The sequence below is a fragment of the Pseudalkalibacillus hwajinpoensis genome (assembly GCF_039851965.1).
Lineage (GTDB): Bacteria > Bacillota > Bacilli > Bacillales > Guptibacillaceae > Guptibacillus > Guptibacillus hwajinpoensis_E.
This window is the reverse complement of record NZ_CP156675.1, coordinates 284902-301609: the sequence shown is the minus strand read 5'-3', so window position 1 is coordinate 301609 and position 16708 is coordinate 284902. Positions and strand designations below refer to the sequence as shown.

The following is a 16708-nucleotide window of genomic DNA, read 5'->3' as shown; positions in this document are numbered from 1 at the left end:
AACTACTGCCCCCTCCCTAAAAGATCTGTTTTAAGGTTCTAGAATTATTTTTAATGATTGATCGCCTTTTTTCATTAATTCAAAGCCCTGTTGGAATTCTTCAAGAGGAAAACGATGCGTTACTACATTCTCTGTAGGCATGTCCCCATTCGCAATTGCTTTAATAACTAATTCATAACAATATGGGCCTAGATGAGAGCCTAAGATGTCCAGCTCTTTACGGTCACTGATAATGCTCCAATCAACTGTGACTGGATCTTTAAATACACTGAACTCTACAAATCTTCCTAATTTACGTATACTATTTAATCCTTGCTCTACAGACTTGGGATGACCCGTTGCTTCTATATAAACATCACAGCCATACCCTTCTGTTAGGGCTTTTATTTCCTTTTCTACATCCACTTTGGATGGATTAAGTACCAAGTCTGCTCCAAATTTCTTAGCTAATTCTAAACGGGAGTCTTGCAAATCAAGTACGACTAACGTATCAGCTCCTGCTTTTTTTGCTGCCCCAATCATTCCAAGCCCAAGAGTACCTGCACCTGATAACACCACAAAATCTCCTAATTGGATTTGAGCTCGTTGTACAGCATGCAAACTACATGCATAAGGTTCAATTAAAATTGCTTTTTCAATCGGCAAATCCTCAGGAACTTTATAATTAATCCCCTCTTTTGTAAATTTCATATATTCTGCCATACCACCATTTACATTCTTTTGAAAACCATATAGATCATGCTTTTCGCACATCCAATACTGACCGCGCCCACAAAAACGGCAATCCCAGCATGGAACAATCTGTTCAGATATAATTCGATCTCCAATGTTATAATCTGTAACAGCGTCACCCTTCTCAACTACTCTCCCTATAAATTCGTGACCTGGGATCATTGGTGCCTTTATATACGCTGGTTGTTTATCATCTCCCCAAAAGCTTGGCGCACCATCATAGGCCTTTATATCACCTGCACAAATACCACATGCTTCAACTTTCACAATAATTTCTTTATCGTTTTCAATTTTCGGTGTAGAAACTTCCTCTAATCGATAGTCTTCCGGGGCATACGCTACTATTGCTTTCATTTTTTTAGGGTATTTTTGTGCCTGCTCTTTTACATTATTTAATATTTTTTCCATGTTATATCTCTCCTTTTCCTTTTTACCAAATTGTATAACCACCATCCGCAACAAAGGTTGATCCAGTGACGAAACTCGAAGCTTCTGATTTCAGGCTGGCACTCTAACTCTTGAAGTGCACTTTCAGCATCTTACAGCAATCACTACATTCGCACCTGCGTCACTTAAGGCTTTAGCGATAGCTTTTCCTAATCCTCTTGCGCTTCCTGTCACAACTGCAGTCGATCCACCTAATTGAAATAGATCACTAACACTCATTTCCTCATCCTCTCTAGAAAGCGTTTACATTCTGAATAATTTAAATGTTATCATTTAATTTCGTTTTGTCAACAAACGTTTTCATTTAATTTCGTATTTTTTTATTTACTTTCGTTATATTCGTCGTATATTAACGCTGAAACACGGGTTCTTAACCCCCGTTTTATCCGAAAGCTACTACACTTTCCTCTAATACAAGGTTTCATCCTTATACAATGAGTTTAAATATTCGTATAATATAACGGTTGTATGCAAGCTTTGAAAGAGACAGGTAAAGGAAAAAATCGTTCTAAACCTTATTACTCAGGTTATCGAGGACATGACGACGCCTCTTAAAATCGATATCTTATTTACAGACCGACTACATAAAGAAAAGCTACTATTAAATATAGACACTGAAGGGATTGTTCATCTATGAACAAGGAAAGGCTGTACGAAAAGCTTGAAGACATCAAGGGCTGCATCCCGTTTAAAATTCCCTTGACAGATGATATCGTGTATGACGGCGTCATCCAGCGCTTTGAATTCACTTTTGAGCTGAGTTGGAAAACCATGAAAATGTTCCTAGGATACACGGGAATCAGCGAAATCAGAAGTCAGCGTGCAACCATTAGAGAAGCATTTTCTTGCGGACTCATTGAAAACGGAGACGACTGGATCGACATGATGATTGATCGAAACAAAACGTCTCACTTGTACGACGAAGAGGAAGCAAAGTTCATCTATCAAAAAGTGAAAAACACGTATACAAAGCTACTAAACGACCTGATCACAAAATGGAAAAAGAATTAATTGACATGAAATAATAAGCTTCTTCGTTCACTTTTTTAGGACCATTCGTTTCTTCTGTGATTGCTTGATACGATGAAGATAAAGCTGCAGGAAATTATCCGTTACTTTCACCGGATAATACCCGATTCGATCTTTTAAAATGTTTTCAATGATCCATACTTTTTGAGTCGCCTTTTCATATTCCTCATAGCTCTGATGCTGGATCCCCTCTAATGTTTGATCGCTTTCACCCCTCTCCTCTGCCTTATAACTTATGACGCGTAAATGATAGACTTCAGAGCGATAAGAACGAGCGTATTTTAACAAAAAGAGAAGTTCGTGTAGCTTTGAAATAAAGTTTGATCAAAAATACCTCGAAAACCCATATTTTACGATAAATAAAAAGAATCCATTTTGAAAAAAGATTGATCAAAATGGATTCTTCTCCAGCAGATTTAAGTTTGGTTTTTATAAAAAAGTTGATCATTTTCTACCTACGTTGTTCAACAATCGCGCCCGATTGTTGTAGATACATTATCCTCAATTACTTCTTTGAATTAAAAAAAGTTCATACTTAAACTCCTCGCATTATTTTTCTTTTAACATTGAGTACTTTCGATAAGCTTTATAGAAACTGCTACCAAAAAAAACAACCAGAAGTGCGGGAAACAACCTCAAAAGGACAAATGGAGTTTCAAATAAAAATGCTTTCCAAAATAATGCACCTTTCATACTCCAAAGACCTTCAGTTAAATATAATCCCGAATCCTTGTAAAGCATATAAGAAAAAGCCAAACACAGCATACCCAACCCAAATGAATAACCCATTAATCTTTTATAATAATTACCCTTTGATTGGCGGTCCGAGAAGATTTCATTTTGATCATCATCTTCTTTTTGCCAATACCGTATTCCACCAAGCCAGAACCCCTTTATATAGACCCAACCGAAATCTTCATATATCCCTTTGTATTCCACGAACTTTTTCTTCGGTAAATAATCTTGATAATCAAGTCGCATAACATATCTCTTGTCAGTTTTTTCGAAAGTGTATATTCCTAATCCACTAATATTTGTACAGCGATAGCCTTTTTGTAATTGCTCGTTCAGCCATTGCTCTTCTTTTTCAATATCAAAAAATACTTTAAACCTCCTCATTTGATTCACTTCTTTCATACAAGGATAAAATATGCAATAGTCTTTCTTGTTCCATTTTCAAAATGGCGCTTCCTTCTGTAGTTATCATATAAACTTTTCTCCGACCTGAATTTCCAACAGGTTCAATCCAACCATGTTTATTCAAGTTTTCAATCGCACCGTATAATGTACCAGCCGCTAAAATAACGGTACCATTACTTATTTTTTCTATCTTCTGCATTACGGCATAGCCGTGGAGTGGCTCACGTAGAGCTAATAAAATATAATGCATGGTTTCAGACAACGGCAATAATTTATGTTTCATACTCTCACCCTCTATCCAGTTCAACTATATAGTTTGACTTTATAATAATGTAATACAGTTCAACTGAATAGTCAACAGCATTTTTAAAATTCATCAAAGGAACTTAAAGTAGAACCTTTATAATTAGGCAAAAATTTAATCTAAAAAAGTCGATTTCCTTTACGTTGGGAAATCGACTTTTTGTGTAATCTTATTCAATTAAATGGCCCTATACATGAAGAAAGAGCACAATTCACTACTTCAGAAATGCGCCCGTTTACGGAAGATCAAGTTAATAATTATGATTGCTGCCTTTAGCTTGTTGAACTAACGCACCCGTTAGTTTAAGTACAGTCTTTCACAAACTAACTTGTGAATAAGAAAAAGAGGTGCCCCAGCTACCTTCGTTGTTCTATTCAAGCCCCTATAGTTTAAATGTGACTATTCACAAATAGCCATTTTTATTCAGGCCCTATTTACTTATAACGATCGATAATTTATAGTTTGCATACTTGTTTAACTCTAATAAAAATTGATTTAACGCTTCATTACTTGGAAACCTGCACTCCAAAAGATAACAGCTATCTCCACTGATTTTATAATTATTGATGACATACCCCTCCTTTGTTTGGATAAATGAGAGATATGGTTGATGATGTGTACCTTCTATATAGATATTGATAAAGGCATACGTAAAGCACCCTAATTTCGCTTGATTTACTTTAATGCTATAACCCTCAATAACCCCATTGTCCTCTAATTTCTCCACTCTAGCTGCGGCTGCTGGTCCTGTTAAGTGAACTCTCTCCCCTAATTCTTTCATCGTAATCCGGCTATTGCTACATAACTCCTCTATAATTCGCTTATCTGTTTGATCCATCTGAACGTCAACTCCTTTCAAAAATAAAGTCAAACGCCTAAAATACTATATTTTATCTGTGTATTTGAATGCTGCTCATATTATACACTTAACACTGTTAGGGAACACATGAAAAGAAAGGGAGTTGTAAAAATGAAGATTACACAAATTCGAAATGCAACGATAGTTGTAGAATATGCAAATAAAAAGTTTTTAATTGATCCTATGTTAGCAGAGAAAGGTACGTACCCATCTTTCCCTGGTACGATTAGGCAAGATCAAAACAATCCTTCAGTGAGTTTACCAACCTCTGTTGACGATATTATTAGTGAAGTTGATGCAGTCATTGTGACTCACTTACATTTAGACCATTTTGACGAGGCAGCGCAAAGACTATTACCAAAAGAAATTAAAATGTTCGTTCAAAATGAAGAAGATGCAAAGGAAGTACAAAATAACGGGTTCCAAAATGTAGAGGTATTAACAAAGAACACTGTCTTTGAAGGCATCCAATTAGTTAAAACAAGAGGCGAGCATGGAAGAGGAGAAGAACTATTAAAGCTTATGGGGGAAGTATGTGGCGTTGTCTTTAAACATCCAAGTGAAAAAACATTGTACGTAGCTGGTGATACAGTCTGGTATGAAGGTGTACAGGAAGAATTGGATACCCATAAACCAGATATTATTGTCGTCAATGGCGGAGATAATCAATTGATAGAATATGGTTCTCTCATTATGGGAAAAGAAGACATCTATGAAGTACACAAGGCGACTCCTAATGCTAAGGTTATTTCTGTTCATATGGAAGCTGTTAACCATTGGACACTATCTAGAGAAGAATTAAAAAACTTTAGTAAAGAAAAAGGATTCTCAAGTAATATTTTAGCACCAGAAGATGGTGAATCCTACACATTTTAATATGAACACCGACAAATAGTGTCACGTTCCTATTTAAAAATAAGAAATAGAAGAAGCTCATAATTATCGAAATTTAATTATGAGCTTCTTCTAATGACGATATGAAATGTTCCAAGGATGACAAACCAAACATGAAAAGCTACAAGGATATTTCGTTAGGAGGTAGAGTTCATGACAATGTCAGCAAAAGATACAAATGCCTCAACACACCAGCCTATATGGTTGCAAGAATATATTGATTCACCAGAAAGACAAATACACCTTTATAAAAAAACATTAAGAATTTTGATTCTTTCACAAATCTTTGGAGGAGCAGGACTTGGAGCCGGTATAACAGTAGGAGCGCTTCTTGCACAAGACATGCTAGGGACTGAAAATGCGGCAGGAATTCCAACTGCCCTATTTACTTTAGGTTCTGCAGGAGCTGCCCTACTTATAGGTCGGTCTTCACAACGTTTTGGCCGTAGAGCAGGACTTGCAGGTGGTTTCCTTGCAGGTGGGTTAGGTGCTATTGGTGTTATAATTGCAGCTTTAACCAACAGCATCCCACTTTTATTTATTTCTCTTTTTATTTATGGAGCTGGTACGGCGTCTAATCTACAAGCGCGATATGCAGGGACAGACCTTGCAACAGATAAACAAAGGGCAACTGCTGCAAGCATGGCCATGGTTTCCACTACCTTGGGTGCTGTTGTTGGTCCTAACTTGGTCAATAGAATGGGAGAATTTGCGGATTCAATTGGTGTTCCAACCTTGGCTGGCCCCTTTATCTTGTCAGCAGCTGCTTTTATTATTGCCGGATTATTTATCTTAATTTTACTTCGTCCAGACCCTTTGGTTGTGTCTACAGCTATTGCGAATGCTAAGAAAAAAGACGATACCGTACAGACAGGGACAAATTTAAAGAATGCTACCATAAACAAAAAGGGTGTTGTTGTAGGGGCTGTAATTATGATTTTGACTCAGTTTGTCATGGCAGCCATTATGACAATGACACCAATTCATATGGGACATCATGGTCATGGTTTGGGAGAAGTAGGATTAGTTATAGGTTTCCATATAGCAGCTATGTACCTTCCTTCACCATTGACAGGTATACTGGTAGATAAGCTTGGCCGTATTACTATGGCTGTTGCTTCTGGTGCTACACTCCTAACCTCTGGATTGGTGGCAGCTTTTGCACCGGTAGGTTCAATGCCACTGCTTACCCTGGCGTTAGTACTACTAGGTTTAGGCTGGAACTTTGGTTTAATAAGTGGGACTGCTCTCATTATAGATTCAACACACCCATCTGTGCGTGCAAAAACACAAGGATCAGTCGATGTACTATTTGCACTGTCAGGAGCAGCTGGTGGGGGGGTATCAGGAATGGTAGTCGCTCATTCTAGTTTTGCAGCATTATCACTTTCTGGAGCCATTCTGTCACTAGTGCTTATTCCTGTAGTTGTTTGGTCTCGGAAAAGAAAAGTTTTTATTAATACTTTATTTCTTGAATAGTTAGACTAATGTAGATATATCCCTATATAGTAAATTACAATTAAAATCTAATTAACAAAGCAGCTTTCAGCAAGAAATTGAAAGCTGCCTTTATTCATATAGGAAGGTAACTTATATAAAACAAAACAGGGCAGTTTAACGGAATAAGAGATTCCAATATCTAACCCACAAAAGGGCCATTTAATGAAATAAGATTTTCGAACAAAATTGGATTATTATGTTATTATTGTTATCAGATTGTGGAAAAATTTCTGCATATTGAGGCGGATTAACAAAATGATGGATTTTTGTGGTGATGTAGAGGTTGATTTGTAAAGGAGAAGTGCACAAATGAAAAATATTTTTAATCAATTAGAGTCAGAGGAAATTTTAAACCGTATTGACAAATTAAGCCCAAATTCAAAACCGCAATGGGGTAAAATGGATGTTGCCCAAATGCTAGCACATTGCTCATCCTTTCAAGACATTGCATTGGGAAATTCTTTTCCTGCGAGAGGTTGGTTAGGGATATTGATAGGAAAGTTTGTGAAACCAATTTTTTATGACGACAAGCCATTACCCCAAAACATGTCCACAATTCCAACTATTTTGATTGTAGATAAAAAAGAATTTGAAACAGAAAAGGAAAAACTGAAACAAAAAATTATAACGTTCCAAAGTAACGGGTCAGAGAAGTGTACAACTCATCCACATCCTTTTTTCGGTAAACTTACTTCCGAGCAATGGGGAAAAGGAATTTACAAACACCTTGACCATCATTTAAAACAGTTTGGAGTTTAGTAAATCTTTGAATCTAAATAAAAGTTGACCAGAGAGAAAAACAACGAATTGCCTTAACGACCTAGACATAAATAATCATCTTATTGTTAAAAAGAAAATGCTTTCTTTAACATATGTGGAGCCTATATCTTACATATAGATCTTCTGTAATAGGGCGCAATTCAAGAATATTGGATCACGTCCTTTGTTCCGTTATAGAGGAGCTTTAATGGAATAAAAAGGAGAAAACATATTATATATGTCTAATATGTTTTCTCCTTTATTTTTTATGAATTTTTATAATTTAGGTCTTGATAACAGATGCCTGCTTCAATTAACAAAAGCGTAGCTTTTATCCATGCGAAACCGAGGCGACGACGCTTCGCCGCCTGGCATCTCTACAAATGCCCCTTTTCTTTTAAACTGTAGTGGTCCCCACTCTGAGAGACAATCACGTGATCCAATACGTCAATGCCAAGCAATCGACCGGCATCCACGAGACGCTGCGTGACGTTTAAATCTTCCATGCTGGGGGTCGGGTCTCCACTGGGATGCTGATGACTCAGCACAATGGATGCGGCGTTATTCAAAATCGCTGTTTTAAAGACTTCTCGCGCGTGCACAATGCTCGCATTGATGCTGCCAACGTGACACCGATGAGCTGCCGTTACCTGATTTTTCGTGTTCAAACAAAGAACCAAAAACACTTCCCGGTCTTCATCACCAATCAACGTTCCGGCTACGTTGGCGGCATCCCCGGGGGAGCGTATCGCCCCAATCGCAAAAGGGGTCGGCACTTCTTGAACCACCTGTTTAATTCGAATAACCTCAAAAATCACCTCAAGACAATTGCTCTTCTCTTCTTTTGACTGCAGGACCTTTTCTCCCTGTAACTCCCGTTTGAAATCCTTTTCCTTCATTGAAACAAAAGCGTTCATAAGCTTGTCCTCCTTTTTTGTTTTGCCAGGCGGGCGCTGATTCCCGAAAGGGTATTTTTTTGTCTTTTGGCACGTAGGACGAACAGAACGCCTCACCAGACGGTCAAGGGATCAGACCAACAGTTTTTGACGGCACCTGGTCAAAAAGTTTTGGGCCCCTTGACTGGCTGGTGATCCGCCTTAGGTTCAAACCGGGAAGAGGTCGAGGCTCGCCCGGGTTGAGCCTTAGCCGGATGGCGATTTTGTACGCTCCGCAGGGCAAAAGAAAAAAACACAAAAAAAGGCAGCCTACGGGCTGCCTTCCATGGCATTTTTTTCTTCGGCTCGTTCGGTCCGGCACTTCGCGCAAGGAGACCAGGTACGTACGGCCTCTTAGCGACAGCTTACAGACCGTAGATATCAGGCGCTTTAGGATCGAAGCGACACGTACAGAATGACCATAAGTGCTGTTGGCTTCTGGAGCAGTCTGTAGTACATGCCGTCCTAAATAAAACAAGTTCTTAAAAGAAAGTCGATTTACTAATTGCTCTCTTTTAAATGATCAAACCTGGCTTTATCTATATTTTCAATGAAACATTCAACCTCCAGAAGGAAATCATGACTCATAAAAAACTGCAGTAACCCAAGTTTCTCCTATACCTTTCCACTTCCCTTCTTTCTCTTCACGATCTCTTAGCCGATCATAAATGGTTTTTGACTCGAGATGAGCCTCCGTAAATTAATCAAAAATAGATTTCTATTTCTAAATATGCTCTGTTAACCATGAAATAAATACTCGATTTTCCTCTCGATAACTTTATCTTCAATAACTCGAAACCACTGGATTTATTGTTTCCGCGATATTTGGACAAACTAATTTTAAACATTGATGAAAAGAGGAATTAAGACTGGTGATCTTAGAGAGATATAACTCGTTAAAATCAAGCCATTGGTTCATCCCACTCTTATTTATTCTTATTACTTTTTTTGGAGCAATGACAACTATATATTTCGAAAATATGTTCACCCATGCCTCCTTTCCATTTTTGCCAGAACCATTATTTACTTCTTATAATACTGGAGAAACAATTCTCCGAACTCTATTTACTTCTTTGTTTACACTGGTTTTAATAAGTTTTTCAGTAACACTTGTCGTTCTAACAACTTATTTATCTAACTATTCACCTCGAATCATTCAAAGCTTCTTACAAGATCCTTTTACAAGTAAAGTGCTCGGTATCTTTTTAGGTGGTATTTTTTACGTTATTATGCTTTGGCTTAATCTAAAGGAAACAAATGAAGGACAACTTTACATTTCTCCAGCCTTTTCAATCGTATATTCAATTGTTTGTTTGATTTATTTTGTCCTTTTCATCAGTCACACCATTAGCTGGTTAAAAGTTACAAATATAGTTGAACGAATTACAAATGAAACACTTTTGACAATCAAAAACAATCGTAACACCATTACCAGCAATATTATTAAGAAAAAGGAATCTCTCCAGACAGAGAACACGAAACTCTTTGCTGCCAAAAGGGTATTCTCAATAAGATCAGGATATATTCATGATGTTGATATACAAAAACTGTTGGAGATGGCTATACAAGATAATATCATCGTAAAAGTTGAAAAGAATTCAGGAGATTATGTGGATGAAACGACTGTCCTCTTATCTTATTATAAAAACTCTAAGATAGCCGAGAAAAAGTATATAGATACTGTAATGATTGGAGCCCACCGTTCATCAAAATATGATATTGAGTATGGAATTCAAAAGCTAGTTGAAATTGCACTTCGTTCCCTTGCTACCATGGTGAATGATCCGTATACAGCTAGCGTCTGTATTAACAAACTAGGAAAAGTATTATCCGTTCTTGCTAAGGACTACGAAGCAGATCCTCTGTATTTTGATCAACACAATAACTTACGTATCATTACAGAGAAGCCGCCTTACTCCTTCTACTTATATAGGAGCTTATATCAAATTAGGCCCCATGCTAAAGAGGACGTTTCAATCCTGGCAGAAATACTACATTCTCTTTCTATAGCAGCAGAAGGTAACAATCAAAAAATAAAAGATGAATTGTGGAAGTTTGGTCGGTATGTACTAAGAGGTTTTAATTTTTCTGTTGCAAATGACTTGGATTATAAGTTTATTAATAATAAGTATAAATTGTTAGCTGACAAAACAAATTACCAAGCAAGCTACCGTCCTATTGAAAAACATTCCCTTACACATCTTAATGATCAAGAAATAATGGATTAAAATACCTTATACAATTCAATTCAGATAGAGGAGTTTTAATATGTTCGAATCTTCCTTATTTTTAATCATGATTATCGGAATTCTTGGAATTGGTTCTCAATGGATCTCGTGGAAATTTAACTTGCCTGCCATAGTAGTCATGTCTGTAACAGGGTTGCTCGCAGGACCAATATTGGGACTATTAAATCCTCACGAACAATTTGGAAACCTGTATAAACCAATGATATCAATCGCAGTTGCCATCATATTATTTGAGGGAAGTCTTAAGCTTGTCTTTCGGGAGATTAAAGATTTAGGACATTCCATTTATCGAATTGTTACTTTTGGGGCTCTATTGGCCTGGATTACAGGTTCATTCGCCGCCCATTTTATAGCAGGTCTATCCTGGGCCGTCTCATTTGTAATTGGAGGTCTTTTAATTGTCACAGGTCCTACCGTCATCCTTCCATTGTTAAGACAAGCCAAATTAAAAGCACGACCGGCAGCTATTTTAAAGTGGGAAGCAATCATTGTCGATCCATTAGGGGCTTTACTAGCTGTCTTCTCCTATGAAATCATTCGTTTTTTTGTACTGGAACAAGTAACAATAAATCAATTGGTGTTATTTTTTCTTGCCTCACTTTTCGCTGTTTTACTTGGCTGGATACTTGGAAAATTCATTGCCCAAATGTTCGAAAAAGGACAAATTCCTGAATTTTTAAAATCTCCGATTGTATTTGCAGTCGTTATTTTTTGCTTTACGATTCCAAATGAAATTATGCATGAAACAGGGTTGCTTTCTGTTACAGCTATGGGGATTACTCTGGCAAATCTTAATATATCCTCTATAAATGACATTCGTCATTTCAAAGAAAACATCTCAGTTATGCTAGTTTCAGCAATTTTTATAATGCTAACAGCTTCTTTAAGTTTCGAAACATTAGTTAACGTATTCAATTTAAAAATCTTAGCATTTGTGTTTATAATGTTATTTTTTATTCGTCCTTTGTCAATTTGGCTGTCTACTTTTCATACGGAGCTAACGACTCAAGAAAAAGTTTTGGTAAGTTGGATCGCTCCCCGTGGAATCGTAGCGCTAACTGTTTCTGGGTACTTTTCGAGCATTCTTATATCAGAAGGTTTTACTGATGCAACTATTCTCGTTCCCTTAACCTTTTCATTAGTATTTGCAACGGTGGTTTTACATGGATTCTCTATGCGCTGGTTGGGTCAAAAATTAGGACTCGCGGCAGAAGGTGAACCAGGAATACTAATTGTAGGAAGTAACTATTTTACAGTTGAACTTGCCAAAAGCCTCACAAATCTAGACATTCCTGTTTTAATATCGGACTCATCCTGGTCGAAACTTCAATTTGCAAAACAACATGGTTTCAAAAAAACCTACTACGGAGAATTATTAGCCCAAAAAACTGAACATCGCCTCGACCTTACATCATATGACATATTAATCGCTGCAACAGAACTAGATGCATACAACGCCTTGGTTTGTAATAATTTTATTCCCGAGATGGGAAGAAATAATGTATTTCAACTTAGCCTTCGTGAAAGTGACAAAGACAACCTCAGTGAGCTCGCTCACACTAGCCGGGGATTGATCCTTTTTTCCAAAGGGATAACATGGGAGCATCTGAATAAATTAATAGAAAGAGGTTATGTTTTTCGGTCGGTTCAATTAACAGAAGATGATCGTAATGAGGTCGTTGAAAATGATCAACCAGAGGACTCCATTAAAATATTGCTGCTAAAGAAGTCCGGAAAAATTTCTTTTTTCACTCTACACGACCAACCACAAGGAGAACCAGGGGACTCAGTGCTTATTCTTACACCCTCTTATTAATTTTGATTGACTTAAAAGTTTAATTTTCTCCCACCTCAATATGCAATTGTCACTCAAATTATATAAGTAATAGGATTTTGTTATCGTAAGGTAACACATCCCTATACAGCATCCTACTTTTAACCAGTATAAAGATCTTCGTTTGGATACCGTATATTCGACCGATCTGGCTGTGCCAATGAAAAAGCGAGTGTCAGCGGTCCTAATTTCCCTAAGAACATAACGAAGATAATAGCGATTCTCCCCATAGTGGATAAATCACCTGTTAACCCCATCGATAAACCAACAGTTCCGAAAGCAGATAGGACTTCAAACGTAATTTCTATAAAGGAAGCGTTTTCTGTAAGGACTAGTACGAAAATGGTGAAATACACAATCATTATACTAATAATGGTGATAGCTAAAGCCTTTAAAACGATATGCTTCCTTATTGTTCTTCCATAAATGACAGGGTCACTCTTTCCTCTCAGAAATGTAAACACGGCCAAAGTAATCACAAAAGCCGTGGTTAGCTTTATTCCCCCACCGGTCGACGTGCTGCCAGCACCGATAAACATTAAGACAAACATAAAAAAAGCTGTGTCAATTCCAATTCCGCCAATATCCACACTGTTAAAACCCGCAGTTCTCGTAGTCACAGCCTGGAAGTATGAACCCCATAACTTATCACCAAGTGATAAGTTACCTAGAGTTTGCGGATTGTGATACTCCAAAATGAAAAAAGTGAACATAGCAATGATATTTATGGCGATGGTTCCAATAAGCATTACTTTAGAATGAAGGGCCATTTCTCGAAAACTTTTGCTTCGAATGAGGTCATTTAATACCGTAAACCCAATTCCTCCAAAAATAAATAAGAACGAAATCACTATGTTGACAACGGGATCTCCGACATAATCCATTAAACTGTTAGACCAGATCGAAAAACCAGCGTTATTAAAAGCAGAGATGGAATGGAAAAAACTTGCGTAAGCTCCAGCCTGCCACCCCATATCCGGGACCCAGCGTGCTGCTAAAATTATAAATCCAATCGTCTCAACTACCAAAGAGAAGATCAAAATATTTTTAACTAAATTAATAACGCCTCCAATGGAGGACTGGTTTGTTGCCTGCTGCACTAATAGACGGTGTTTCATCCCAATTCTTCGCCCCAAAGCCATGAAGATTAATACCGCAAAAGTCATGATTCCAAGCCCACCAAGTTGGATTAAGGAAAGAATAATTAACTGACCAAATAAGGTAAACGCTTGTCCAGTATCCACCACAACTAGTCCCGTGACAGTCATTGCTGATGTGGCTGTAAATAAGGCATCAAGCAAAGTGATACTTTGTGTGGTCGCTAATGGAATTTTTAATAAGGCAGCCCCTATGAATATTAACGCCAAAAAGACAAATATCAGCACTTGTGGTGGACTGAGTTTAATAAACCGTAACACAAATTTATTTCTCATCATGATTTTACACTCCTACTTCTTCAAAGCGCTCAAGGTCGTCATTATTACCAATGACAACTAACACATCCTCTTTGTCAATCGTCGATTCCGCAGAAGGTGAAACAAGAATCTTACGATCTCTTTTCTTAATCGCTACAATAGTAACTCCAAATTTTGCTCTAGTGTCCAGCTTAAGTAACGTCTTCCCTGCAATTTTTTTTGTTGCAATGACTTCAACAATACTATATTCGTCTGATAGCTCCACGTAATCGATGATTTTTTCAGAGACTACGTGATGCGCAAGACGTTTCGCCATTTCACTCTCTGGATGGATAATGTGATCAGCACCTATTTTCTCTAGAACCTTATGATGATAATCGTTCTTTGCTTTCACCCAAACTTTCTTAACCCCCATTTCTTTTAAAAGAAGCGTTGTTAAGATACTGGATTGGAGATCGTCCCCATGGGAAACAAAAACATGATCGAAATTTCGAATGCCTATTCGTTGCAAATTCTCTTCGATTGTTGCATCTAATACGAGTGCTTGCGTGGCAAATTCTGAGTATTCATTTACTCGCTGCATGTCTTTATCAATGCCAAGTACTTCCACGCGTCTTCTGTTCAACTCTTTACAAAGCGTTCCACCAAAACGTCCTAGTCCAATGACTGCAAAGCTTTTTTTCATGATGTCTTCCCCTCTCAACTACAATTCCACCATGCTTTTAATCTGCCCATCCCCAAAAAAATGATGAGTTTTCTAGCAAGGTTACTATCAAATTTTCTGTTTTTGTGCATAAAAAAGACCACAGACAAATTAGCCTGTGGTCGTTATATTTCGAGCACAAGTTTCATCGTCTTCCCTCATAACGCTTACGGAGTTAGCTGTCGGATTCGGACTATAAGAGTAGCCCTACCTATGCTTTGCCATAGGATTCACCCCTAGCAGTAAACTGCAACAAGATTGGGTCCCCCGTACCAAGAAAAAGGTTTAAGCGATTTAAGATTAAGAAACTGTTGGTTTAAGAAACTGTTGGTTTAGGTAACTGAGACATAGTGTACTCCTGAACTTTTAAAATGTAAATACCGTTTATGCATCTTAATTGAGCCTCAAATGGGTTAAAAGCTAACAAGTTTACAGTACTTTCAGGTGCAAACCGATTTGAAACGCTGCCAAAGTAAAAAAGTATATAGATTCAATTTAATAACAAAAATTCTATATTGCTTCAACATAACGTGGACAACGTATAAAGGATAGAGTTACCTTACGTTCTAAGAAGAATCCTTTGAAACGAAAACACATACTGTAATCCAAAGGGGAAAGTAACAGGAAGAAGTTGTATAGTCAAAAGGACGTTATCCCTTATGTCCTTTTTTATTTTACGGCAGGATATTGTAGACTACAATTTGGTTTCGTTTATATCCACACACCCAACTGATTATATTAGGTCACAATGAATCTGGTGAATCACTCACCTTGTCCATTAGCTCCGTTCAAGAATGTAACACTTCGCCAGATAAATAAGATGAAACCAACATGGACAACCCTATGAAATCAGATCTCTTTTAAAAATAGGATGATTATTTTTAAAGGTGTCCCCGTTCCTTCAAGCTGTAATGATCCCCAGTATGACTCACAATTACGTGATCGAGTACCTCGGTTCCAAGGAGTCGACAAAGGAAGGAGAAGATAGTCTCATCTCCCTTCCCTTTTAATCACGTATCAAAGAAAAACACTTAATCTAGCTTTTTTTTCAATTCTCCCATCAGAATCTGAGCTCCCTCAGGACTCAAGACGATGTTGCCATTTCCAAACAAAAAGTTATCAGATGACACCTCTCCAGTCACGTGACAAGCCTGTTCACTAGGTTTTTATTTCTGAATGAGGATTTGTCCATCATCCAATTAAATCTCAAGAGGATCTCTTTCCTTTATGCCAAACGTTCGTCTTAGTTCAATTGGCAGTACAATTCGTCCTAAATCATCAATTTTACGTACTATTCCTGTTGCTTTCATTGATCATCCCCCTACTCTCTAAACATCAAGGTTTTGTTTTGCTACAGATCCTTCAGCAAGACTAAAGGAATCATTTTGTATACCAACTGTATTCCATCATAATAAGTGGTAAAATATTGAAATATTGGAAATGAACAACCGTGGTTTAACGAGGACAACTGGAGTAAGGGAAGACTTTGAAGACTCTATTGAAAGACAGGGAATTGAAACTGTTCTGCCCCTTTAAACGTGCACATAATCCTTTGAGTTTTTTCATTGAAAAATACGATCATAAAATCACCGTTGGTGTCTAGAATTCGTTTACCAAAAGGAAACGCTGAATCACTTTCAATAGTAACCTCGAGCAAATTAAACTCCGCAGCAATCCATTCTTCAATCATTTCTTGACCATTCATTTTTTTCAACTCCAAAAGCCATAATATACCCCCCTTACCCTTTTTAAGGAAAATAAAAACCAGACAAAAAGATAATAAAAATATTTTTATAACTACTAACGACACATGTCGGGAAGGCTCGTAGAATTACATGCATAAACATCACTCAATACGGCTATAAAACCATTTGTGTTCCTTCCTATGAGTTTCAGGTGATAAATAAC

General features: G+C 37.4%; 17 protein-coding genes, 1 pseudogene and 1 riboswitch. Of the genes and pseudogenes, 6 read left to right on the top strand and 12 right to left on the bottom strand.

Annotated elements, in window-relative coordinates:
* Positions 1-30 precede the first annotated feature (30 nt).
* Positions 31-1140 (bottom strand): MDR/zinc-dependent alcohol dehydrogenase-like family protein, encoded by a 1110-nt coding sequence (locus tag ABFG93_RS22625; protein WP_347553034.1) that lies wholly within the window; start codon positions 1138-1140, stop codon positions 31-33.
* Between the two features lie 123 nt (positions 1141-1263).
* Positions 1264-1398, bottom strand: coding sequence for an SDR family NAD(P)-dependent oxidoreductase (locus tag ABFG93_RS22620; protein ID WP_431522107.1), 135 nt, complete (start codon positions 1396-1398; stop codon positions 1264-1266).
* Between the two features lie 414 nt (positions 1399-1812).
* On the opposite strand from ABFG93_RS22620, the gene ABFG93_RS22615 reads away from it, so the two are divergent.
* Positions 1813-2190, top strand: a complete 378-nt coding sequence (locus ABFG93_RS22615; protein WP_347553033.1) for a nucleotidyltransferase substrate binding protein — start codon at positions 1813-1815, stop codon at positions 2188-2190.
* 27 nt (positions 2191-2217) lie between these two features.
* Here the strand turns inward: ABFG93_RS22615 and ABFG93_RS22610 are convergent, their stop codons facing one another.
* The 4 genes from ABFG93_RS22610 to ABFG93_RS22595 all read right to left on the bottom strand — a co-directional run bounded on the left by ABFG93_RS22610 (position 2218) and on the right by ABFG93_RS22595 (position 4490).
* A complete protein-coding gene (locus tag ABFG93_RS22610; RefSeq protein ID WP_347553032.1) occupies positions 2218-2496 on the bottom strand; it encodes a hypothetical protein in 279 nt (92 codons plus the stop codon).
* Between the two features lie 261 nt (positions 2497-2757).
* The gene (locus ABFG93_RS22605; RefSeq protein ID WP_347553031.1) at positions 2758-3327 is read right to left on the bottom strand and encodes a DUF2812 domain-containing protein; all 570 of its coding nucleotides are present in this window, start codon (positions 3325-3327) and stop codon (positions 2758-2760) included.
* Entirely contained in the window at positions 3314-3631 is a 318-nt protein-coding gene (locus ABFG93_RS22600) for a PadR family transcriptional regulator (protein WP_347553030.1), read from the bottom strand. The genes ABFG93_RS22605 and ABFG93_RS22600 overlap by 14 nt, the downstream gene beginning before the upstream one ends.
* Before the next feature lie 451 nt (positions 3632-4082).
* Complete coding sequence (locus tag ABFG93_RS22595; protein WP_034304420.1) at positions 4083-4490, bottom strand: Lrp/AsnC family transcriptional regulator; 408 nt, start codon at positions 4488-4490, stop codon at positions 4083-4085.
* Positions 4491-4622: 132 nt separating this feature from the next.
* Here ABFG93_RS22595 and ABFG93_RS22590 point away from each other — a divergent pair, with 132 nt between their 5' ends.
* The 3 genes from ABFG93_RS22590 to ABFG93_RS22580 all read left to right on the top strand — a co-directional run bounded on the left by ABFG93_RS22590 (position 4623) and on the right by ABFG93_RS22580 (position 7664).
* The gene (locus tag ABFG93_RS22590; protein WP_347553029.1) at positions 4623-5387 is read left to right on the top strand and encodes an MBL fold metallo-hydrolase; all 765 of its coding nucleotides are present in this window, start codon (positions 4623-4625) and stop codon (positions 5385-5387) included.
* A 171-nt stretch (positions 5388-5558) separates the two neighbouring features.
* On the top strand, positions 5559-6884 hold the full coding sequence (locus ABFG93_RS22585) for an MFS transporter (protein WP_347553028.1): 1326 nt from the start codon (positions 5559-5561) through the stop codon (positions 6882-6884).
* A gap of 330 nt (positions 6885-7214) precedes the next feature.
* Positions 7215-7664 (top strand): DUF1569 domain-containing protein, encoded by a 450-nt coding sequence (locus tag ABFG93_RS22580; protein WP_347553027.1) that lies wholly within the window; start codon positions 7215-7217, stop codon positions 7662-7664.
* Positions 7665-8041: 377 nt separating this feature from the next.
* Here the strand turns inward: ABFG93_RS22580 and ABFG93_RS22575 are convergent, their stop codons facing one another.
* Positions 8042-8581: a JAB domain-containing protein gene (locus ABFG93_RS22575; protein WP_347553026.1), complete on the bottom strand. Its 540-nt coding sequence runs from the start codon at positions 8579-8581 to the stop codon at positions 8042-8044.
* An 890-nt stretch (positions 8582-9471) separates the two neighbouring features.
* Here ABFG93_RS22575 and ABFG93_RS22570 point away from each other — a divergent pair.
* Positions 9472-10827, top strand: coding sequence for a DUF2254 domain-containing protein (locus ABFG93_RS22570; RefSeq protein WP_347553025.1), 1356 nt, complete (start codon positions 9472-9474; stop codon positions 10825-10827).
* Between the two features lie 40 nt (positions 10828-10867).
* Positions 10868-12664 (top strand): cation:proton antiporter, encoded by a 1797-nt coding sequence (locus ABFG93_RS22565; protein WP_347553024.1) that lies wholly within the window; start codon positions 10868-10870, stop codon positions 12662-12664.
* A gap of 119 nt (positions 12665-12783) precedes the next feature.
* Here ABFG93_RS22565 and ABFG93_RS22560 read toward each other — a convergent pair whose 3' ends face one another.
* The 5 genes and pseudogenes from ABFG93_RS22560 to ABFG93_RS22540 form a co-directional block, all read right to left on the bottom strand.
* Complete coding sequence (locus ABFG93_RS22560) at positions 12784-14121, bottom strand: TrkH family potassium uptake protein (protein WP_431522110.1); 1338 nt, start codon at positions 14119-14121, stop codon at positions 12784-12786.
* 1 nt (position 14122) lies between these two features.
* A complete protein-coding gene (locus ABFG93_RS22555; protein ID WP_347553023.1) occupies positions 14123-14782 on the bottom strand; it encodes a potassium channel family protein in 660 nt (219 codons plus the stop codon).
* 166 nt (positions 14783-14948) lie between these two features.
* Positions 14949-15102, bottom strand: a riboswitch (cyclic di-AMP (ydaO/yuaA leader).
* Between the two features lie 729 nt (positions 15103-15831).
* On the bottom strand, positions 15832-15942 hold the full coding sequence (locus ABFG93_RS22550) for a hypothetical protein (protein ID WP_347553022.1): 111 nt from the start codon (positions 15940-15942) through the stop codon (positions 15832-15834).
* A 60-nt stretch (positions 15943-16002) separates the two neighbouring features.
* Positions 16003-16110: pseudogene (locus ABFG93_RS22545) on the bottom strand (AbrB/MazE/SpoVT family DNA-binding domain-containing protein); the annotation flags it as partial.
* Between the two features lie 185 nt (positions 16111-16295).
* Positions 16296-16505, bottom strand: a complete 210-nt coding sequence (locus tag ABFG93_RS22540) for a hypothetical protein (protein ID WP_347553021.1) — start codon at positions 16503-16505, stop codon at positions 16296-16298.
* Positions 16506-16708 lie beyond the last annotated feature (203 nt).